At 44.2% G+C, this 21,058-nt stretch carries 16 protein-coding genes; 13 read left to right on the top strand and 3 right to left on the bottom strand.

Annotation, left to right across the window (positions count from 1 at the left end):
- The first annotated feature begins 317 nt into the window (after positions 1-317).
- The gene (locus IE103_RS05020; RefSeq protein WP_189344854.1) at positions 318-986 is read left to right on the top strand and encodes a ribonuclease HI family protein; all 669 of its coding nucleotides are present in this window, start codon (positions 318-320) and stop codon (positions 984-986) included.
- 112 nt (positions 987-1,098) lie between these two features.
- On the opposite strand, the gene IE103_RS05015 is transcribed toward IE103_RS05020, so the two are convergent.
- Positions 1,099-3,183: a S9 family peptidase gene (locus tag IE103_RS05015; protein WP_189344853.1), complete on the bottom strand. Its 2,085-nt coding sequence runs from the start codon at positions 3,181-3,183 to the stop codon at positions 1,099-1,101.
- A gap of 229 nt (positions 3,184-3,412) precedes the next feature.
- On the opposite strand from IE103_RS05015, the gene IE103_RS05010 reads away from it, so the two are divergent.
- The 4 genes from IE103_RS05010 to IE103_RS04995 all read left to right on the top strand — a co-directional run bounded on the left by IE103_RS05010 (position 3,413) and on the right by IE103_RS04995 (position 8,803).
- Complete coding sequence (locus IE103_RS05010) at positions 3,413-3,790, top strand: GntR family transcriptional regulator (RefSeq protein ID WP_189344852.1); 378 nt, start codon at positions 3,413-3,415, stop codon at positions 3,788-3,790.
- The gene (locus IE103_RS05005) at positions 3,787-4,644 is read left to right on the top strand and encodes an ABC transporter ATP-binding protein (RefSeq protein ID WP_189344851.1); all 858 of its coding nucleotides are present in this window, start codon (positions 3,787-3,789) and stop codon (positions 4,642-4,644) included. Before IE103_RS05010 ends, IE103_RS05005 begins: the two co-directional genes overlap by 4 nt.
- Before the next feature lies 1 nt (position 4,645).
- The gene (locus tag IE103_RS05000) at positions 4,646-5,686 is read left to right on the top strand and encodes a hypothetical protein (RefSeq protein ID WP_189344850.1); all 1,041 of its coding nucleotides are present in this window, start codon (positions 4,646-4,648) and stop codon (positions 5,684-5,686) included.
- Positions 5,687-6,007: 321 nt separating this feature from the next.
- On the top strand, positions 6,008-8,803 hold the full coding sequence (locus IE103_RS04995; RefSeq protein WP_189344849.1) for a M16 family metallopeptidase: 2,796 nt from the start codon (positions 6,008-6,010) through the stop codon (positions 8,801-8,803).
- A gap of 213 nt (positions 8,804-9,016) precedes the next feature.
- On the opposite strand, the gene IE103_RS04990 is transcribed toward IE103_RS04995, so the two are convergent.
- The gene (locus IE103_RS04990) at positions 9,017-9,625 is read right to left on the bottom strand and encodes an outer membrane lipoprotein (protein WP_189344848.1); all 609 of its coding nucleotides are present in this window, start codon (positions 9,623-9,625) and stop codon (positions 9,017-9,019) included.
- Between the two features lie 180 nt (positions 9,626-9,805).
- Positions 9,806-11,056: a CaiB/BaiF CoA transferase family protein gene (locus IE103_RS04985; RefSeq protein WP_189344847.1), complete on the bottom strand. Its 1,251-nt coding sequence runs from the start codon at positions 11,054-11,056 to the stop codon at positions 9,806-9,808.
- A 56-nt stretch (positions 11,057-11,112) separates the two neighbouring features.
- Here IE103_RS04985 and ugpQ point away from each other — a divergent pair, with 56 nt between their 5' ends.
- From ugpQ to IE103_RS04945, 8 genes are all read left to right on the top strand, one after another.
- Positions 11,113-11,859 carry a glycerophosphodiester phosphodiesterase gene (ugpQ, locus tag IE103_RS04980; protein WP_189344846.1) on the top strand — a complete coding sequence of 249 codons (747 nt, stop codon included), beginning with the start codon at positions 11,113-11,115 and terminating at the stop codon, positions 11,857-11,859.
- A 177-nt stretch (positions 11,860-12,036) separates the two neighbouring features.
- The gene (locus IE103_RS04975) at positions 12,037-12,375 is read left to right on the top strand and encodes a hypothetical protein (protein ID WP_229827078.1); all 339 of its coding nucleotides are present in this window, start codon (positions 12,037-12,039) and stop codon (positions 12,373-12,375) included.
- 316 nt (positions 12,376-12,691) lie between these two features.
- Positions 12,692-13,474, top strand: coding sequence for a substrate-binding periplasmic protein (locus IE103_RS04970; RefSeq protein WP_189344845.1), 783 nt, complete (start codon positions 12,692-12,694; stop codon positions 13,472-13,474).
- Between the two features lie 221 nt (positions 13,475-13,695).
- On the top strand, positions 13,696-16,308 hold the full coding sequence (gene alaS / locus IE103_RS04965; RefSeq protein ID WP_189344844.1) for an alanine--tRNA ligase: 2,613 nt from the start codon (positions 13,696-13,698) through the stop codon (positions 16,306-16,308).
- Positions 16,309-16,568: 260 nt separating this feature from the next.
- Entirely contained in the window at positions 16,569-16,796 is a 228-nt protein-coding gene (locus IE103_RS04960) for a sulfurtransferase TusA family protein (RefSeq protein ID WP_189344843.1), read from the top strand.
- A gap of 381 nt (positions 16,797-17,177) precedes the next feature.
- Positions 17,178-17,930 carry an electron transfer flavoprotein subunit beta/FixA family protein gene (locus IE103_RS04955; protein WP_189344842.1) on the top strand — a complete coding sequence of 251 codons (753 nt, stop codon included), beginning with the start codon at positions 17,178-17,180 and terminating at the stop codon, positions 17,928-17,930.
- A gap of 92 nt (positions 17,931-18,022) precedes the next feature.
- Complete coding sequence (locus IE103_RS04950; RefSeq protein ID WP_189344841.1) at positions 18,023-18,952, top strand: electron transfer flavoprotein subunit alpha/FixB family protein; 930 nt, start codon at positions 18,023-18,025, stop codon at positions 18,950-18,952.
- 248 nt (positions 18,953-19,200) lie between these two features.
- A complete protein-coding gene (locus IE103_RS04945; RefSeq protein WP_189344840.1) occupies positions 19,201-20,991 on the top strand; it encodes an acyl-CoA dehydrogenase in 1,791 nt (596 codons plus the stop codon).
- Positions 20,992-21,058: the final 67 nt, after the last annotated feature.

Below are 21,058 nucleotides of genomic sequence, written 5' to 3'. Positions count from 1 at the left end.
TCATGCTGATTCTTCGTGTTGTTGATATTCAGGACGAAGTCCTTGATCGAGGAGAGGTAATTCATGGAAAACATTTAGCATTTTTTTATAGTTAGACTTGGCAAGCGCACTTTTACCAAGAAGATGCCGTGCATCAATTGTGTTCGAAGATTATCATAGGAACTGTGTTGACGTTATTTAGATAGATCAAATTGCCTCTTGCTTACAACAAGTGTGATTAAATTTCTGTGCACAAGAGGGAATGTGGTAATGCGAACTCAGCTAGCCGTCGTTTCTGCAAGCGATTAATTAAATTGGATATGGATGAATATCAGAATATGCCTATTGATCTCGAAATCCTACAAAGATTGGCGTTTCGTCGTGAGCTAGTCGAGAGCCGGCGTTTGGCGCGAGACCAAGGAATCGATTTTCATCTCGCTTTAGAACAGGTTTTGACAAAGGAAGCGGCAGGATTGGGATTATCTTTGTTGCTACAGCAACGCCAGCAAGATATCGCCAAACAAGCGGAAATCAAACTACAGAAGAAGCGCGTCGCCGAAACCAAGTATGCCATTAAACAAGCAGGCAACATGGTTTTTGATCATAGTTGGTGCGGTTGGTTTGACGGCTCAGCGCAACCAAATCCAGGAGATTGCTACATCGGTGTTGTGTTGAAAGCACCAAGCGGGCAAGTTTGGGAAATTAGTCGTTCGATTGGTTACGGCGATAGCAGTTATGCCGAATACCGTGCTTTGCACGCACTACTAGAATTGGCAGTGCAACATGCTGCGGACACACTCATTATTTATGGTGATAGCCAAGTCGTCATTACGGATCTGCAATCCGCAAGAACAAAGCAAATTGCCGCATTGCTTGAGCTACGTTCACAAGTGGAGAATTTGATGAAGCAAATCCCAGCCGTGCAGTTAAAGTGGATTCCGCGTGCGAAAAATTTGCGTGCTGACGAGTTAGCGCGTTTCGCTTCAATTGATCGAACACAGCACTAAGTTTTATTTGTAATCTAGAGATCTTATTACGGTTTCGTGCCTTTCGATACATAAGAAAACGCCCTTCAATCGCAAACTGATTGAAGGGCTTTTTTAATTGCAACGCTAATTTTTACTTCAGATATTTTTCCATCCAGTTCAAAACGGTTTGATGCCACAAAATTGAATTGGCTGGTTTTAAAATGTGATGATTTTCATCAGGGAAGGTCAGTAATTGGCTATCAATTCCACGACGTTGTAAGGCAGTAAATGCTGCAAAAGATTGCGCGCTTGGAACGCGGAAATCCAATTCACCTTGTGTTACTAACATCGGCGTTTTCCATTTGAGAACATGCGCTGATGGATTGAATTTTTCGTGTTTGGCAGGTACGTCATAGTAAGTGCCACCGTTTTCCCATTCGGTGAACCACAATTCTTCTGTGGTGTAATACATAGAACGGCTATCGAAGATGCCAGCGTGGTTCACGATACATTTAAAACCATCATTCCAATTGCCAGCGATCCAATTCATCATAAAACCACCATACGATGCACCTAGTGCACAGGCTTTACTGCTATCTAACCAAGGGAATTTCTTGGCTGCAGCTGCCATACCCAGCTTGAGATCAACTAGTGGTTTACCACCCCAATCTTGACTAATAGAGTCGGTAAATTTTTGACCGTATCCAAGCGAGCCGTGGAAGTCGATAAACACTACTGCATAGCCGGCGCCTGCATAAGTTTGTGGATTCCAGCGATAGCTCCAATTATTGGCAAAACTACTTTGTGGGCCGCCATGGACGATGAATGCGACTGGATATTTTTGTCCCGCTTTTGCGTTCCATGGTTTCATTACATAACCATAGACTTTTTCGCCTTTGGCGCCTGCGTAACTAAATTGCTCGTATTCACCGAAACGCACATCCGCTAAGGCTTGTTTATTCACCTCGGTGATTTGTGTCCAAGAGCTTGGTGTCAATGCGGATTTGTAAAGTTGCACGCCTGATGCTAAATCTGCTTTGGCGACCACTGCAGTATTGCCTTGTACGTCGTAGCCAGCTACCGAGCCTTGGTCGGTTAAAGCCGTCACTTTGCCGCTATTGGCATCAATCGAAAATAAGCGTAACTGGCCGAGATCAAATGCACTGGTGTAGAGATTCTTGCTGTCGGCTGACCAAGTTAAATTGCTTGCCGAACGATCCCAGTTGGCTGCGAGTGCGCGTTTTTGACCTGTCTTCACATCCATTAACATGATTTGAAAACGATCTGCTTCAAAGCCCGGACGTTTCATTGCCAGATAGGCCAATGTATTACCATCGGGAGAGAAGGCTGGTTTCGCATCCCATGCTGGATTATCTGCAGTTAGATTTTGTGGTGCGGTGCCGCCAGCTGCAGACACTTTGAATAAATCAAAGTTGGTTGACCAAGCTTCGGTTTTTCCGGCGATACGTGCAGAGAAAACGAGGTGTTTTCCGTCTGGTGTAAATGCGTAGTCTTCATGATCGCCATCTGGTTTTGAATGAACATCAGCCTCTAAAGTGCCAGACAAATTGACAGGTGTTTTGCTGGCGATATGTTGATTGTCTAACGATGCAGAGAACAACACATTGCGGCGACCATCAGCCCATGTGTCCCAATGACGAATAAATAGTTTGTCGTGAATCTTGCCGCTTGCTTTATTTTTTGCTTTGGCTTCTAGGCGATCCTTGGTGCATGTCAAATCTGGACAATCACGGAAAACTTCAATTGCCATCGCAATTTGATTCTCTGTCGGTGAAACTTTGAAACTCTCAACATCGAGCGGTAAATCGGTGACTTTTTGAGCTTCGCCACCAGCAATGGCTAAACGCCAAACTTGCCCGCTACCAGAGCGACTTGAAACGAAATAAATCGCATCACCTTTCGCCGACCATTGTGGGCCTGAGTTATTGCCTTCGTTATTATTCGTAACATTGGTCAATTTTTTAGGAATTGGCTTCGCTTCAGTCAAATTGATTAACCATAAATCCCAACGACCACGATTTTTTTCCAAATCAGTTGTGCGCTGTGCGTAGACTACGTGTTTTCCATCAGGCGAAATAACGGGACTCACAATGCGTTCCATTTTGACCAGATCTTCAACTGTAAAGCCACGCCCATCGGCCATCGCGTGAGAGCTCATGCCGATACTTGATAGGGCAAGGACTGCTGCACTTAAAACAAATTTTTTAATTTTCATTATTTCTCCTGTGGGTGTTCTTGCTGGTTTATCTCATGCGAATTTACCAGACTGCGCATTTTAGCTGCAAGCTGACAGCTTGAAATTGATCTCATGTAAATAATATCGATAATGAATTAAAAATATTTGTAATATGGAATGTTGGTGTTATAGTTAACTACAACAGTGATTTTGTAGCGATGTAGTTGCCATTGTTTATTCAATTCAACAATCGTGTTTAGGAGTGCCTATGGCCGTGATTTGGAATGACAAAGCGCCGATTTATCGGCAATTAAAGGAGCAGGTGGTGGCGATGATCTTAGATGAACGTTTGCAGGCGGGAGATGCGCTGCCATCGGTACGTCAAATCGCTGCCGATTTTCAATTAAACCCCATTACCGTGTCGCGCGCTTATCAAGAGCTAGTGGACGAAAAAATTGTGGAGACCAAGAGGGGATTAGGTATGTTTGTATTAGACGGTGCTAAAGAAAAATTGCTTGAAAGTGAGCGTTTGCGTTTTTTGCGTGAAGAGTGGCCAGCGACTTTACAGCGAATCCAACGTTTAGGCTTAGATCTTAGTGAACTGGTGTCAACTCAAAAAGAGACTGACGGACAGGAGACTATATGAATGACGTATTGATATCGGCCAAGTCGTTGAGCAAAAAATTCGGTAAGCAACAGGTGCTGCATCAGATCCATTTTGAAATTAATCCAGGTCGTATCGTTGGTTTAATTGGTCCGAATGGATCAGGTAAAACGACGACCTTGAAGGCTGTTCTCGGACTAACACCATTTGATGGAGAGTTGTCCGTGTTAGGTTTTGATCCGCGCAAACAACGCGATGCGCTTATGAATGAAGTTTGCTTTATTTCGGATGTTGCCATCTTGCCGCGCTGGATGCGTGTTTGTGATGCGATCGATTTTGTGGAGGGCGTTCATCCCAAATTCAATCGTGAAAAAGCGGAACGTTATTTGGCGACGACCAAATTGGATTCGACTATGAAAGTGAAGGCGATGTCGAAAGGCATGGTGGTGCAATTGCATCTCGCCTTAATCATGGCGGTTGATACCAAGTTGTTGATTTTAGATGAACCCACGTTGGGACTCGACATCATGCATCGGAAAAAATTCTATCAACATTTGTTGGAGGATTATTTTGATGAGAACAAAACCATCATCATTACGACGCATCAAGTGGAGGAAATTGAGCACATGTTGAGTGACGTGATTTTTATACGAGATGGAAAGATTGTGCTGCAAGCATCAATGGATGAGATTGAAAATCGCTTTGCCGAATTAAGCGTTGATATGGCAATGCTTGATGCCGCACAAGCATTGCAACCAATCGATCAACGCGTGGTGTTGGGTAAATCTATAATGCTATTTGATGGTGTGTCACGAATTCAGCTTCAACATTTAGGGGAGATGCGGACACCAGCCATTACGGACTTGTTTGTCACAATGATGAAGGGAGTTTACTAATATGAACGTAGACACAGAAGCTCAATCGCTAAATAGCATTACCCATGATGCGCGCGCTTTTAAGTTGAAGCCTTACCTTCAAACATTAGGTTGGTTGGTAAAGCGCGAGTATTGGGAAAATAAATCTTGGTTTTTTTGGGGACCACTGGTGATTACTTTGAGTATTTGCTTGGCTTATTTCTCGGTCAATCTGCTGGCAAGTCCCTGGCGCATACATGATAGCTTGATGAATGACACTGTGTTAATGCAGAAAGAGCCTTTCGCGGCTAAAGAATTTAGTTCAATGTTTATCGCATCAACCGTAGAAGCGATGCCGATACGATTTCAATTAGTAATTTTCTTTATTTTAGGTATCGGTGCTGTAATTTCCATTTTGTACCTAATGAGTTCACTTTACTCAGAGCGAATGGATCGAAGTATTTTGTTCTGGAAATCTTTACCTATCTCCGATTGGCAGACCATTTTCTCGAAATGCAGTTTTCCTTTGCTGATATTGCCTGCCATGCTGTGGCTAATTGCAACGGCATCATTTTTTATTTTCATATCCTTGTATGCATTTATCTCAGTTTTTACCTCTGTCAATATGGTTGAGCCCCTGTTGCTTAATCGTGAAATGTATTTAACGCCACTTAAAATTTTGGCGCTATTTCCAGTCTATGTACTTTGGGCATTACCCAGTGTAGCTTGGTATTTAATGATATCCGCCTGGGCAAAATCACGCGTGTTTCCATGGGCGATTGGAGTACCTATTTTGTCTGTATTGTTTCTTGCCTTTATAAATCAAATCTTTAAATTTGAATGGGATGTGCGCTGGTACGCATTGCATGTGATCGCGCGTCTCGTAACGGGTGTTTTCCCAGCAAGTTGGCTGTTTGAACAGAGAAATATTGGTTTGCCGGAACATTATTTTAGTTTGCAAAATATCACTCACCAAGCGTGGTTAGCTATGCAGGGCACGTCGCTCTGGATCGGGGTTGTTGCCGGAATTCTGATGTTATTCGTCGCTGTTCGTTTGCGTCAATTTAACGAGTCGAATACTTAGTAAATCGGATAAATCAAAATACAGTTATTCGGCCGCCATATTTAACTCTCTTTTAAATCTTTTCTTGATGTAGTTGCTTGGAAAGAAATTTATTATGCATCTTGGTAATTTTGGATCGAAACTCATCGCACATTTTATGTATTTCATCCGCGTTTAAACTATTTTGATCAGAAATCACCTAATGGCATGTCATTTTTGATATGCTGAGAACATCGTTTTGTTAAATTAACGATAAGAATATTAATACTTGATTTGGCGCAATAAAAATAATCCAAGAACACTCTTTTTGTTGCTTCACTATCTCTTTCAAATGGGAATACTATGAAACTGAAACCAATCTGTCTCGCCTTTGCGTTCGCTTTTAGTTCTGCTTCGGTTGTTTTACCTGTGTTAGCGCAAGAAGCAAAAGCGCCTGCGGCGAAAGCTGCAAAATCGACAAAGGCGTCGCCAGCTGCCGTCGCATACACATCGGTTGAAGGAATTACAGAATATCGTTTAGCCAATGGCTTACGTGTCTTGCTCGCACCGGATGCATCTAAGCCAACTACGACAGTCAATGTGACTTACATGGTTGGATCACGTCATGAAAGTTATGGTGAAACCGGTATGGCGCATTTGTTGGAGCACTTGCTGTTTAAAGGCACCAAAACAAGTGGTAATTTGATGGACCAGTTAAGTAAGCGTGGCATGCAGTTTAATGGTACGACTTTCTATGATCGTACTAACTACTACGAAACTTTCCCAGCGAGCGAAGATAATTTGCAATGGGCATTGAGTATGGAAGCGGATCGTATGATCAATTCCAAAATCGCCCGCAGTGACTTGGATACCGAATTTTCTGTTGTGCGCAATGAGATGGAAATTGGTGAAAACAATCCATTCCGCGTGTTATGGAAACAATTGGCAGCGGTGACGTTTGATTGGCATAACTACGGCAATAATACGATTGGCGCGCGTGCTGACGTTGAAGGTGTGAAGATTGAAAATCTGCAAGGGTTCTATCGTAAATTTTATCAGCCAGATAATGCCGTGTTGATGGTTGCTGGTAAATTTGATACGGCCAAAACTTTGGCGTTGATCGAAAAAACTTTTGGCGGAATTGCAAAGCCTAGCCGTCAATTAGAAAAAACTTGGACACGTGAACAAGCGCGTGATGGTGTGCGTGAAGTGACAGTGCGTCGCGTCACTGATCAACAAATGGCCGCAGTACTTTATCCAACTGCACCAGGTAGCCATGCGGATGCGGCAGCCTTGGCAGCCTTGGGCGATATCTTAGGATCAGCACCGAATGGCCGTTTGCATAAACAATTGGTAGAGTCAAAGCAAGCGGTTGGCGTTGGTAATATTGTCTTCCAATTGGCTGAGCCAGGTTATTCCATGTATCTGACGATGCTGAGTAAAGACCAAAGTGTTGATGCCGCGAAAAAAGTCTTAATTGATACGGTCGAAGGTTTGGAAAAAAATCCCGTCACAGAAGCAGAGTTAAAACGTGCGAAGACAACTTTATTGAATGACTTAGAAAAGACGATCAATGATCCGCAACGTTTGTGCGTAAGTATGTCGGAATCGATTGCGATGGGTGATTGGCGTTTGTTCTTCATTCAACGCGATCGTATCGAAGCTTTGACATTGGCCGACGTACAGCGTGTCGCGAAGAATTACTTCAAACAAGATAACCGTAGCTTCGGACAATTTATTCCAGTTGCGGCACCAGATCGAGCAGAAGTTCCAGATACACCAGATGTCGCAAAGTTAGTCGATGGTTATAAAGGCCGCGCAAAGGTCGCTGCTGGTGAAACTTTCGATGCAACACCTGCAAACATTGACAAACGTACCGAGAAATTGAGTTTGCCAAATGGTGCCAAAGTAGCGCTCTTGAGTAAGAAAACACGTGGCGAAACAGTGAGCGGACGTTTGAATTTGCACTTGGGTGACGAGACTTCCTTATTTGGTAAAGTCGTTGCTTCGAATATCGCCGCCGATATGTTGATGCGTGGCTCTAGCAAATTTACTCGTGCCGAATTAGATACGAAGCTTGGTGAATTAAAAGCGAAGTTGAATATTTCTGGGGCTGGACAAAACGTGGCGATTTCTTTCGAAACTGTGCGCGCGAATTTGCCTGCCTTATTAGATATCATGCGTGAAGTTTTGCGTGCTCCAACATTCCCACAATCTGAGTTTGAGTTGTTGGTAAAGGAGAACTTATCTGCTCTCGAAAGTTCTCGTAGCGAACCACAAACTGCTGCATCAGAGGCAATGAAGGTGAAGAAAAACGCACCGTACAAAAAAGGCGATGTGCGTTATGCAGCATCGATTGATGACGGTATCGCAGAATACAGCGCGATTAAGTTAGATGCGGTAAAAGATTTTTATAAAAACTTTTACGGTGCCAGCGCTGCTGAATTCACTTTGGTCGGTGATTTTGATGCGCCAGCAGTAAAAGCGCAGTTGGCAAAAGTGATTGGTGACTGGAATAGCCCTGCGAAATTCACACGTGCGCCTAGTTTGCCTGTAGCTGCGGAAAGTGCCTCAATTAAGTTGGAAACACCAGATAAGGCAAATGCATTTTACTTAGGCGATTTGCCATTTGAATTGAATGATCAAGCACCTGAGTACCCAGCTTTATTAGTTGCTGATAACGTTTTGGGTGGTGGTATTAAGTCACGTTTATTTGGTCGTATCCGTCAGAAAGAGGGGATCAGCTACGGTGTAGGCAGTGCTGTTTCAGTTCCTGCTTTAGACAAAACAGCTGGTTTAACTTTGTATGCGATGTTTGCACCGCAGAATTTAGAGCGTTTGCAAAATGCGATCAAAGAAGAGCTGAACTTATTTGTTAAAGATGGTATTACCGCGACCGAGTTGGCAGATGCGAAACAAGCTTTGGCACAAACCTATGCTTTGCGTCGTGCGCAAGATCCAGCCTTGGCAGGTGCTTTGCGTAGTCAATTATTCTTGGGACGTAGCATGGCATTTGATGCAGAGTTAGATGCGAAAATCGCTGCCTTGACTTTGGATCAGGTGAATGCAGCAATCCGTAAATTCATTACGCCGGAACGTATTGGACATTACTACGCGGGTGACTTTGCAGGTGCTGCGAAAAAAGCTGCTGCTAAGTAAGTACTGCTTGAGCACAAGATTGAAAATTGGCTGAAACTACACTGTTCGCATTTTTTTTGCGCTGAGTTGAGTTTGTTTTATCCGTTTCAACTTGTTTAGAGCTACAAAAAAAGCGCCATGTGAAAATTTTCACATGGCGCTTTTTCATTCTCAATACGAATCTGTGAGTTTGTGTCTTATCTCTGTCGCTAATTGGATAGCAATGTTGACAGCTTACATAATCAACCAACGTCCACTGCGATAACTGACTCTGACTCGATCGCCAACACGAAATTGACCAGGATTATTCATTTGTACGATCTGAGTTTGTCCATTATTCAGACGTATGGTAACTTCAGTGACAACGCGTTGTTCACTCGTGCCACGATCCAGTTCATTACCGATGACACCACCGATGATCGCACCACCTACCGTCGCAACAGCACGTGCCCCATCATTGTCATGACCGCGGCCGCGATGGCGGCTGTAACCGCGACCACGGTACGAGGAGTGGTCGTCACTTCTACCAATTTGATTACCAATAATACCGCCCAAAATCGCACCAACCACTGCACCGCCACCGCTACTTTCGCGTACTTCGCTGATATTGCGAATATCAACAATTTGCGCTACTTCTTCTTGGTAGGTTGACGAATATTGTTCGCTATACTGGTTTGAGTATCTAGTTGTGTATTGCTCTTGATAAGCTCTAGGATATTGTGTGTTGTAGCTGGAGTAATTTGCGTTGTAATCTCGTACTGGCTCGGATCGATATCGATGCACGACGCATCCAGTTAGTTGAGTGAGTACCAGTACAGCGGCAATAAGAGCAATTTTTCGCATGATATTTCCATTAATTTGATTGGAATCTTGGCTAAGTCAATGTTCAGACAGGCCAGTAACTCTGGTAAGTCTGAAACAATTGCTGATCTAACGCCGTGACAAGATGCTTAGTTGACCTGTGTTTAGGGCATATCCGCAGTTGATTTTGCTCGGTATTACTGATCGATACTGTGGGGAGAGTTAAATAATCCCATCGCGTTTCAATTTTGCGATTTTTTCATCATCGAAATGAAGTAAATCACGCAAACACGTGGTGGTATGTTCGCTGAGCAAGGGCGGTGGATTTTGGTATTCGATTGGTGTTGCAGACATGCGAATTGGATTAGCAACTAAGGGAACTGAGCCTGCAGTTGGATGTGGCAGTTCACGCTGCAATTGGCGAGCTATTACTTGCGGATCTTGAAAGACTTCCTCTAAATTATTAATTGGCCCGCAAGGGACTCCAGCCGATTCTAAAGAGTCGATCCATTCTTGCTTGGATTTTCGTCGGACCATGTCTGCTAATATCGGCACCAAAAGATCGCGATGTTTTACGCGTAGTGGATTACTGATAAAGCGATCGTCATCGGCTAATTCTGGCATGCCGCCAATTTGTACAAATTTTTGATACTGCGCATCATTGCCAGCGGCGACGATGATGTGGCTGTCTGAAGTTGTAAAGCTTTGATACGGAACGATATTCGGATGTGCATTGCCCCAACGTTTTGGTGCGTTGCCGCTAGTGAGGTAATTTGATCCCATGTTGGCCAGCATCGCGACTTGAACATCGAGCAAAGCCATATCAATGTATTGCCCTTCACCGCATCGGTCACGATGGCTAAGTGCCGCCAAGATGGCGACCGTGGCGTACATGCCTGTCATTAAATCTGTAATTGCGACGCCGGCTTTTTGTGGGCCACCTCCCGCCAATTCATCACGCTCGCCTGTGAGCGACATCAGGCCGCCCATACCTTGGATGATGAAGTCATATCCAGCCCGATGCGCATAAGGCCCAGTTTGTCCAAAGCCCGTTATGGAGCAGTAAATGAGATCAGTTTTTACTTGCTTTAATGATGCATAATCTAAGCCGTATTTTTTCAGCTGATCAACTTTGTAGTTTTCAATGACGACATCAGATTGCTTTGCCAATTCTCGGATAATCTCTTGTCCTTGTGGCGTAGAAATATCAACCGTGATCGCGCGTTTCCCTCGATTTGCGCATAGGTAGTATGCTGCTTCACTTGTATTATTGCCGTCTGCATCACGGAGGTAAGGCGGTCCCCATTGACGAGTGTCGTCGCCTCCGCTTGGGCGTTCAATTTTAATCACTTCGGCACCAAGATCTGCTAAATTTTGTGAACACCATGGTCCGGCTAAGACACGGCTTAGATCTAATACGCGAATGTGCCCAAGTGCTGACTTTTGTGAAGGTGGTGGTGTAGAGTTTTGCATGTCGTGTTGATGATGGATTCTTGAAGTTTTCTTATTCTATTGATGGAGAGTAGCTAATGTGGCCATATCCTAAAATTGTAGCGCACCGAGGTGGTGGAAGTCTCGCTCCCGAAAATACTTTGGCCGCGATGGCTTGCGGATTTAGTCATGGATATCGCGCGGTCGAATTTGATGTGATGCTATCCAAGGACGAAATTCCGGTGCTTATGCATGATTCTGAATTTGGACGCACAATTCAAGCGAGTGGTGAAGTCGCAGCAACTTCTGCAGAAGAGTTGTTAAAAATGGATGCAGGATCTTGGTTTGACTCTGCATTTTCTGATGTGCGAGTACCAAGTTATGAAGAAGTTTTCCGATTTTGCCAGAAACATCAAATTTGGATGAATGTAGAAATTAAGCCAGCCCCAGGATTTGAGGCTGTGACTGGTACCGTTGTTGCCGCTCTGACCCAAGAACTCATGCGCGAATGTGGAGCGCAGGCGATTCCACCATTGTTTTCGTCGTTTTCTTATGATGCATTGCGCAGCGCTCAGCAACAAGCACCAGAAATTGCACGTGGCTTTTTGATGGACAGTTATGAGCCAACTTGGCAGCAGTCGTTAAATACATTGGAAGCTGTAGCGCTGCATACTAATCATGAAAACTTAACGCCAGAGTGGGCGACGCAAATAAAGCAAGCTGGGTATGGTCTTTTTTGTTACACGGTAAATTCGGTCGAGCGAGCGAGGCAAATTTTGTCATGGGGCGTTGATGGCTTTTGCACCGATAGAATTGATTTAATTCCAGCTGATTTTCCTGGCTAAGCTGCCTTGTTACAAACACTTACTTCCTTTACAAAAATGTCGTCGTCAAATCGATTCGGATAACGTTATAGTCCCATGCAATTTGATTTGCATAGCTCGATAAGTGTCTTATCGAATGAACGACAAATTGAATACCCAAATTACAGCGTATTTGAATTCACAATGTGTAAAGGATACATGATGAAAACAGCACAAATTATTTCTGGATTACTCGCAACTGGTTTGATTACTTTGATTCCAGTAAGCACGTTCGCGCAAGAAGCCGCGACACCAAACATCACTAAACGACAAATTCAACAGCAAAAGCGTATTGCTGATGGTGTACGTTCAGGGGAACTAACTGCGAAAGAGACTGCGAACTTAGAATTGCGGGAGGCGAAGATCCAGGCTGACAAACGTGCAGCCAAAGCAGACGGCGTCGTCACAGATGCAGAGCGCGCTAAACTGCATGCACAAGAAAATCGGACTAGCCGAAAAATCTATCGCAAGAAGCACAACGATCGTGATGTGCATTGAATGTGAAAATTACACAGATTACGCAGATTAATCGGCTGGATTTCAGCCTGTTAACTAGCTGAAATCCATTGCAATAAAAGCTTGCAATGCCCCAATTGCTTATGGTTCATGTACTTCTTAAACTAGCTTGAGTGAAGTGAGCAAAATTTGATCTCGATTAATTAAGCTTAAGCGAGATCAATTTGCATTGAAAAATAAGAAAGTGTTGTGGTAATTTTGATGTGGTGTGGAAATATTTTCTTGGGTAAAAGATAAAAATCGTTGATACTCGACGCATCCTGTTAGTGCTGAATTTTTCATCATATTCATCCTATTTATGCGTCATTTCCTTTTGCACCTGTTACTTGTCTCCTGCCTTTATCTCGTCAATGGTCAGTCTGAAGCGGAAACGCTTCGTCAGATTAAGTTGTATTACCCGGAAAATATCGACGGAAAAGGTAAGCACATTCCCATCACTCCAGAAGTCTTGCGAGTTTTTGATTACTTTGAGCGTCAAGCTCATGTAAAATTTTCTATCGTGACTTTGCCTTGGAAGCGTGCGCAACGAGAAGTGCTAAGAGGTGAGGGAATCATCTACGGGTTTTCAAAATCCATTGAACGATTAGCGCAATATCGTTACTCGGCACCGGTGTTAAGTTTTCCATTGTGGGCGATCTCTTATGGCGAAGAAAATGCGCAGATCGCTGATCTTAATGATTTGAAAAACAAAGTCGTCGTGGCGAGTGTTGGAATCTCTCATGGTCTCGAGTATGAACGCGCACGCAATGTGGTGTTTACCGTTCAAGAAGATTATTTGTCTTATCAAGAGCGATTTAAGAAATTGCTTACTAAACGCTGCGACGTGATTTTAATTCCGTTCAATCGTCTTATTAGTCGCGATCAGATTGATCAAGCACTGCATGAAAAAATCATCGCAAGTTTTAACGATCCTGAGCTTAATGGGCGTAGGTTTAACGTTTCTTTGAATCCTATTTTTGTTGATACCATTCATTTTGCTAGCGCTAAACAGCAATTTCAGGATGTGATTGAGAGAATCGACAAAGCAATCGAACGTGGTAGTAAAGATGGCTCTCTAAGTAAGTTATTGAAGAACTACTAGCTATGGAGTTGGCCTCCTGCGCAGCGGATAAAAAAGCGTTGTGATTGAGTGTAAATTAATCTGAGCAGCAAACTGATTCATTTGTTTTGTAAAATTCTTGGTAAGAGTTCGAGTGTGTGCACTAAGTGGCTTTTTTATTTCGAGAAGAAAAATGCTTGCTTCTTCACGTATAATCAAAGGTTAAATTCACTTTTTGCATGGCCTTTGCCTTTAAATACACTATGAACTCGTCAGAAATTCGCGAAAAATTCCTCAAATTCTTCGAATCTAAAGGACATAGCATTGTCCGCTCCTCAAGCTTGGTTCCAGGTAATGATCCGACTTTGTTGTTTACTAATTCGGGCATGGTCCAATTTAAAGATGTATTTTTAGGTCAAGATAAACGTAGCTATTCGCGTGCAACAACAGCACAACGTAGTGTACGTGCAGGTGGTAAGCATAATGATTTAGAAAATGTTGGTTACACTGCGCGTCACCATACTTTCTTTGAAATGTTAGGTAATTTTTCTTTTGGTGATTATTTCAAGCGTGATGCGATTAACTATGCTTGGGAATTGTTGACGGTTACTTATGGCTTACCAAAAGAGAAGTTAACGGTCACCGTCTATCAAGAAGACGACGAAGCCTACGATATTTGGAAAAACGAAATTGGTGTGCCAGCTGAACGCATCATTCGTATCGGCGATAACAAAGGTGCGCGCTACGCTTCTGACAACTTCTGGCAAATGGCAGATACTGGTCCTTGCGGTCCGTGCAGTGAAATTTTCTATGATCACGGCCCAGAAATTTGGGGTGGTCCTCCAGGTTCTCCTGACGAAAACGGTGATCGCTTTATCGAAGTATGGAACTTGGTTTTCATGCAGTTCAATAAAGACGAACAAGGTGTTTTGCACCCGTTGCCAAAACCATGTGTAGATACGGGCATGGGCTTGGAACGCATCGCTGCGGTTTTGCAGCATGTTCATTCCAATTACGAGATTGACACTTTCCAAGCTTTGATTAAAGCAGCCGCGCGTGAAACGGGCTGTACCGATTTGAACAACAACTCGTTGAAAGTCATTGCTGACCACATCCGTTGCGCGGGCTTTTTGATTGTTGATGGCATTATTCCAGGTAATGAAGGTCGCGGTTACGTATTGCGTCGTATTACGCGTCGTGCATTACGCCACGGTCACAAGCTAGGCCAAACTAAACCATTTTTCTATAAATTAGTTGCTGACTTGGTTAAAGAAATGGGCGCAGCGTATCCAGAGTTAGCTGAAGCTAGCGAGCGTGTTGCACAAGTGTTGAAACAAGAAGAAGAACGTTTCGGCGAAACACTTGAGCATGGCATGAAGATTTTGGAAGCGGCGCTTGCTAAAGACAGCAAAAATCTCGACGGCAATACCGCGTTTACCCTGTATGACACTTATGGCTTCCCATTAGATTTGACGGCCGATATTTGCCGCGAACGTGGCGTGGTATTGGATGAAGCTGGTTTCGATGCCGCGATGGAAAACCAAAAGCAGATGGCACGTGCTGCTGGTAAATTCAAGATGAGCACGGCGATCGAGTACAACGGTGAAAAATCTAAGTTTGTCGGTTACGAACAATTGAGCTATGACAGTAAAGTGATTGCGCTGTACGTCGATGGTGCTGCGGTACAAAAAATTGAAGCCGGCCAAGCTGCTATTGTTGTATTGGATGTCACGCCATTCTATGCGGAATCAGGCGGTCAATGTGGCGATGCGGGTGTGTTGCAAGCTGCTAACGTTGTGGCCTTTGCGGTTGCTGATACCCAGAAAATTCAAGCCGATGTATTTGGTCATCATGGTACTTTAAGTGCTGGTAGCTTAACAGTCGGTGATGCGGTGAGTGCGCAAGTCGATAAAGTATTACGTGCGCATACGATTCGTAATCACTCCGCTACGCATTTAATGCACAAAGCCTTGCGTGAAGTATTAGGTTCACACGTAGCGCAAAAAGGTTCTTTGGTGGACGCAGAAAAAACGCGATTTGACTTTAGCCATAATGCACCAATGACCGCTGATGAGATTCGTCAAGTTGAAGTGATCGTGAATCGTGAAATTTTGGCGAACGTCGCGACTCAAGCGCAATTGATGTCGTTTGATGACGCGGTAAAACACGGCGCGATGGCTTTATTTGGTGAAAAATATGGCGACGAAGTGCGTGTCTTAGACATTGGTACTTCACGCGAATTGTGCGGTGGTGTTCACGTTCATCGCACTGGCGATATCGGTTTGTTCAAGATCGTAGCTGAGGGCGGTATTGCTGCAGGTATTCGTCGAGTTGAGGCGGTGACGGGTGAGGTTGCGTTTAATCTGGTACAAGATATGAATGCGCGTATCAGCCAAGTAGCTGCAACAATGAAAGTACAACCAGAAGACATCGGTGCTCGTTTGAATCAATGGCAAGAGCAAATGAAGTCGCTGGAAAAAGAAGTTGCCGCATTGAAGTCAAAATTAGCGGCTAACCAAGCTGATGCGATGTTGTCTCAGGCCGAAGAAATCAATGGTGTCAAAGTCTTGGTGGCAACACTAGACGGTGCTGATGCAAATGCGCTACGCGATTCTGTAACGCGTCTAAAAGATCAATTGAAATCAGCGGTAGTGGTATTGGCGTCGGTGATCGATGGTAAGGTGAGTTTGACCGCTGGTGTTAGTGCTGATTGCACTGCAAAAGTGAAAGCGGGTGATTTAGTCAATTTCGTTGCGCAGCAAGTAGGTGGCAAAGGTGGTGGTCGCCCAGATATGGCGCAGGCTGGTGGTACCAATCCAGATGGTTTGCCTGCGGCTTTGGCGGCGGTGCCTGCTTGGTTGACTGCTAAGCTGTAATTACTTGTTGGTGGTGATGTGAACTGACAAAGGGTTATTACTGTGTTTAACCCTTTGTCTTTATAAAAAAATCGCAACTTTTTATTACGTTCGTTTTTTTGAATTGCTAAATTTTGAAAGAAAAAGTGATTTTTCTTGTTGCGACGCACAATATTTAGAAATTTACGGTAAAATCATCTGCACAATGTTTCAGCATTCAGATTTGACTTTGCTTGCTGGATAAATCGGTTTAAGTTTATTTTCTAGCTTCAGGAAAAACCATGCAATTCAATAGAGAACTGGACGCCCGCGGCCTCAATTGCCCGCTTCCAATCTTAAAAGCAAAAAAAGCCTTATCTGAAATGGTGACTGGTGAGGTTTTACGTGTAATAGCGACCGATCCAGGCTCGGTACGCGATTTCAAAGCGTTTTCCAAGCAAACCGGTAATGAATTATTGTCGCATTTAGAAGCAAGTAATGAATTCGAATATTTTTTGAAGCGCAAATAGACAAGAGACGCTCGCTACAACTCAACTTTGCTTGATACGCAATCTTGATTCAGATCGATTATTTGAGAAATTTTGAGACAGTTTGAAGCGAGAGATCTCGAAAAAGTGCAAAAACCACAAATTATTTTGTGGTTTTTTTTTATCAAAACGAAGTGATTTCATAGAGGAATTCATCAGTTTTCATAAAAAAGAACGAACGTTCTAAAAATGCAGACGCGTTTCCTGTTAACATCTATAATCATCTGCTTTACGTTTACGTCAATTAGTGTCAGCAAATTTGATTTTTGATTTTCTGCGTGCGTAGACTAGCAATCGAATTTTTTAGCTTTATTCTTCGTTTTTTATCTTATTTATCTTAGTAAGCACAGTAAAGGCAAAACTATGAAAGTCTTAGTACCAGTTAAGCGCGTGGTTGACTATAACGTTAAAGTCCGCGTCAAATCCGATGGCTCTGGCGTTGATGTTGCTAACGTCAAGATGTCTATGAATCCATTCGATGAAATCGCTGTGGAAGAAGCGACCCGTTTAAAAGAAGCTGGTGTAGTAACGGAAGTAGTCGCTGTTTCTTGCGGTGTTGCGCAATGCCAAGAAACCTTGCGTACAGCAATGGCGATCGGTGCTGATCGCGGTATTTTGGTTGAAACGGATGAAGAACTACAACCTTTGGCAGTTGCTAAATTGTTGAAAGCTTTGGCTGATAAAGAGCAACCACAATTGATCATCTTAGGTAAGCAAGCCATTGATGATGATTGCAATCAAACAGGTCAAATGTTGGCGGCATTGTTGGGTTGGCCACAAGCGACTTTCGCTTCCAAGGTAACGGTTGCGGACGGTAAGGCGACTGTGACACGTGAAGTCGATGGCGGCTTGGAAACTTTAAGTTTGACGTTGCCAGCAATCGTGACAACCGACTTGCGTTTGAATGAGCCACGCTATGTGACTTTGCCAAACATCATGAAAGCCAAAAAGAAAACTTTGGATAACGTCAAACCAGCCGATTTGGGTGTGGACGTGACTTCTCGCATCAAGACTTTGAAAGTCGCAGAGCCAGCTAAACGCTCAGCCGGCATTATTGTTCCTGACGTAGCGACATTAGTCAGCAAATTGAAAAACGAAGCCAAAGTCATCGGCTAAATTTCTTATTTGAGAACATTTTTCTTTATTCATTTCAATCAAATTTTTAAGCAAATTCATTTGTGAATTTGCGGAAACAAGTGGAAAACATCATGACTACACTCGTCATCGCTGAACACGATAATGCTTCCTTGAAGGGAAGTACATTGAACACGGTTACTGCTGCTGCTAAATGCGGTGGTGACGTACACGTATTGGTTGCAGGTCACAATGCTGGTGCGGTTGCCCAAGCTGCAGCTCAAATCGCGGGCGTGAGCAAAGTATTACACGCAGACGCTGCTTACTTCGCTGAAGGTTTGGCAGAAAACGTCGCAGAGCAAGTTTTGACGATTGCTTCTGGCTACACACATATCTTGGCACCTGCAACCGCTTACGGCAAAAACATTTTGCCTCGCGTTGCAGCTAAACTCGACGTTGCACAAATTTCAGAAATCACGAAAGTGGAATCTGCTGATACATTCGAACGTCCAATCTACGCTGGTAATGCGATCGCTACCGTGCAATCAACCGACAGCATCAAAGTAATTACAGTGCGTACAACAGGTTTTGATGCCGCTGCGACAGGTGGTTCTGCAGCTGTGGAATCGGTTGCTGCGGTAGCGGATAGTGGCAAGTCTGCATTCGTTTCTCGTGAGGTAGCAAAATCAGATCGTCCAGAATTGACAGCGGCAAAAGTCATCGTTTCTGGTGGTCGTGGATTGGGTTCTGCAGACGCATTTAAAGTTTTAGAGCCATTAGCAGACAAACTCGGCGCAGCAATGGGTGCATCTCGTGCAGCGGTTGACGCGGGCTATGTTCCTAACGATTGGCAAGTGGGTCAAACAGGTAAGATCGTTGCGCCAACTTTGTATATCGCGGTCGGTATTTCCGGCGCGATCCAACATTTGGCTGGTATGAAAGATTCTAAAACTATCGTGGCAATCAACAAAGATCCAGAAGCACCAATTTTCTCTGTGGCAGATTACGGTATTGTTGGTGACTTATTCGAAATCGTGCCGCAATTGGTAACGGAATTGGGATAAGTTTAAAAACATGCGGACACGTCATTCCCGCGAAAGCAGGAATCCATGTTTGCTCAAGTCAGTGTGTTAAATTTGGATTCCCGCTTTTGCGGGAATGACGGTTCAAGATGCGTGAAAATGTTGAAAAATCACGGCGACATTGACGCAAGGAATTCGTAAGCCGAAGAGGGCGCAGAGAAAACTTGGGTGGTCTCTGCGCCCTTTATGCTTCCTCGGCAAGAAAATTAATTTTATTATTCGGAGATTGTATGAGCTACGTTGCCCCATTAAAAGACATTTTGTTTGTCATGAATGAATTGGCGGGTCTTGCTGATGTGAATGCCTTACCGGGCTGTGAAGATGCGACGCCTGAAACGGTAGAAGCAGTATTGGAAGAGAGTGCGAAGTTCACCAGCGAAGTCGTTGCACCATTGAATTGGGCTGGCGATCAAGAGCCTAGCTATTGGAAAGACGGTCAAGTTTTCACTACCAAAGGCTTTAAAGAAGCTTTCAAGATGTTTGCTGAAGGTGGCTGGCAGGGTATGCAACATCCTACTGAATTTGGCGGTCAGGGTTTGCCAAAATTGGTAGCAACGCCCTGTATGGAAATGCTGCACGCAGCGAATTTGTCGTTTGCTTTGTGCCCATTGCTCAGCGATGGCGCGATTGAAGCCTTGTTGACCGCTGGTAGTGATGCCGACAAAGCGACTTACCTCGAAAATTTGGTATCTGGCAAGTGGACTGGCACCATGAACTTGACTGAGCCGCAAGCTGGTTCGGATTTGGCGATGGTTCGTACACGCGCTGTGCCACAAGGTGATGGCACTTATAAAGTTTTCGGTACCAAGATTTTCATCACTTATGGTGAGCACGATATGGCGGAAAATATCGTTCACTTGGTATTGGCACGTACGCCAGATGCGCCAGAAGGCGTCAAAGGTATCTCACTGTTTATCGTGCCGAAATTTTTGGTGAATGCTGACGGTAGCTTAGGCGCACGCAATGACGCACACTGTGTGTCTATCGAACATAAACTCGGTATCAAGGCCAGCCCAACTTGCGTACTGCAATTTGGTGACAATGGTGGCGCGATTGGTACTTTAGTTGGCGAAGAAAACCGCGGTCTCGAATACATGTTCATCATGATGAATGCCGCGCGCTTTGGCGTTGGCATGCAAGGCATTGCAGTTGCAGAACGTGCCTATCAAAAGGCGGTGTCTTATGCTAAAGACCGTGTGCAATCACGTGATTTGGCTGGATCCCCAGGTCCTGTGGCGATTATTAATCATCCAGATGTGCGCCGCATGTTGATGTCGATGCGTGCGCAAATCGAAGGTGCACGTGCCTTGGCTTACGTCGCTGCAGCGATGAGCGACAAAGCGCACCATGCAAGCGACGAGGCAGTACGCAAGCAAAATCAAGCGGCCTACGAATACTTAGTGCCTATCGTAAAAGGATGGTCGACTGAGATGTCTTTGAACGTCACATCAACTGGTGTGCAAGTACATGGTGGTATGGGCTTTATCGAAGAAACAGGCGCGGCCCAATACTATCGCGATGCACAGATTTTGACGATCTATGAGGGTACTACAGCAATTCAGGCGAATGACTTAGTTGGTCGTAAAACAGCACGTGATGCGGGTGCGGTAGCAAAACATTTTATTGCCCAAATTCGTGCTACTCAAGCTGAATTGGCAGCGAGCAGCAATGCTGATTTGCAAGCGATTGCTAAGCAATTGGCAGTTGGTGCAACGGCTTTGGAAGAGGTCGTCAACTTCGTGGTTGCTAATTTTAAAGCTGACATCAAAGCGGTATTCTCAGGCAGCGTTCCGTATTTGAAATTAGCTGGTGTCGTTTTCGGTGGTTGGCAGTTAGCGCGTGCTGCGCAAATTGCGCACGCTAAATTGCAAGCGGGTGATGGTGATGCTAGCTTTAATCAGGCAAAACTGGCGACAGCACGTTTCTTTGCGGATCATATCTTGACGACCGCGTTTGGTTTAAGTGTGTCGATTGTGGATGGAAGTGCTGGTGTGATGGCGTTGAGCAACGATCAGTTTTAAATTTTTAATTCGATAGGGTTAAAAAAATGGCGCAAAGTTAAAAAAACTTGGCGCCATTTGTTTTTTT

This window comes from Affinundibacterium macrobrachii, assembly GCF_014652415.1.
Lineage (GTDB): Bacteria > Pseudomonadota > Gammaproteobacteria > Burkholderiales > Burkholderiaceae_D > Undibacterium > Undibacterium macrobrachii.
Note: the sequence above shows the minus strand (reverse complement) of the source record. Positions and strands in the feature narration are given on the sequence as shown.

What these genes read in the sequence shown, in the direction of transcription:
- alaS (WP_189344844.1), top strand. Translation starts at nt 13,696, where the DNA reads ATGAACTCGTCAGAAATTCGCGAAAAATTCCTCAAATTCTTCGAATCT.
- IE103_RS04945 (WP_189344840.1), top strand. Translation starts at nt 19,201, where the DNA reads ATGAGCTACGTTGCCCCATTAAAAGACATTTTGTTTGTCATGAATGAA.
- IE103_RS04955 (WP_189344842.1), top strand. Translation starts at nt 17,178, where the DNA reads ATGAAAGTCTTAGTACCAGTTAAGCGCGTGGTTGACTATAACGTTAAA.
- IE103_RS05020 (WP_189344854.1), top strand. Translation starts at nt 318, where the DNA reads ATGCCTATTGATCTCGAAATCCTACAAAGATTGGCGTTTCGTCGTGAG.
- IE103_RS04975 (WP_229827078.1), top strand. Translation starts at nt 12,037, where the DNA reads ATGATGAAAACAGCACAAATTATTTCTGGATTACTCGCAACTGGTTTG.
- IE103_RS04960 (WP_189344843.1), top strand. Translation starts at nt 16,569, where the DNA reads ATGCAATTCAATAGAGAACTGGACGCCCGCGGCCTCAATTGCCCGCTT.
- IE103_RS05010 (WP_189344852.1), top strand. Translation starts at nt 3,413, where the DNA reads ATGGCCGTGATTTGGAATGACAAAGCGCCGATTTATCGGCAATTAAAG.
- IE103_RS04995 (WP_189344849.1), top strand. Translation starts at nt 6,008, where the DNA reads ATGAAACTGAAACCAATCTGTCTCGCCTTTGCGTTCGCTTTTAGTTCT.
- IE103_RS05000 (WP_189344850.1), top strand. Translation starts at nt 4,646, where the DNA reads ATGAACGTAGACACAGAAGCTCAATCGCTAAATAGCATTACCCATGAT.
- IE103_RS04985 (WP_189344847.1), bottom strand. Translation starts at nt 11,056, where the DNA reads ATGCAAAACTCTACACCACCACCTTCACAAAAGTCAGCACTTGGGCAC.
- ugpQ (WP_189344846.1), top strand. Translation starts at nt 11,113, where the DNA reads ATGTGGCCATATCCTAAAATTGTAGCGCACCGAGGTGGTGGAAGTCTC.
- IE103_RS04950 (WP_189344841.1), top strand. Translation starts at nt 18,023, where the DNA reads ATGACTACACTCGTCATCGCTGAACACGATAATGCTTCCTTGAAGGGA.
- IE103_RS04990 (WP_189344848.1), bottom strand. Translation starts at nt 9,625, where the DNA reads ATGCGAAAAATTGCTCTTATTGCCGCTGTACTGGTACTCACTCAACTA.
- IE103_RS05005 (WP_189344851.1), top strand. Translation starts at nt 3,787, where the DNA reads ATGAATGACGTATTGATATCGGCCAAGTCGTTGAGCAAAAAATTCGGT.
- IE103_RS04970 (WP_189344845.1), top strand. Translation starts at nt 12,692, where the DNA reads ATGCGTCATTTCCTTTTGCACCTGTTACTTGTCTCCTGCCTTTATCTC.
- IE103_RS05015 (WP_189344853.1), bottom strand. Translation starts at nt 3,183, where the DNA reads ATGAAAATTAAAAAATTTGTTTTAAGTGCAGCAGTCCTTGCCCTATCA.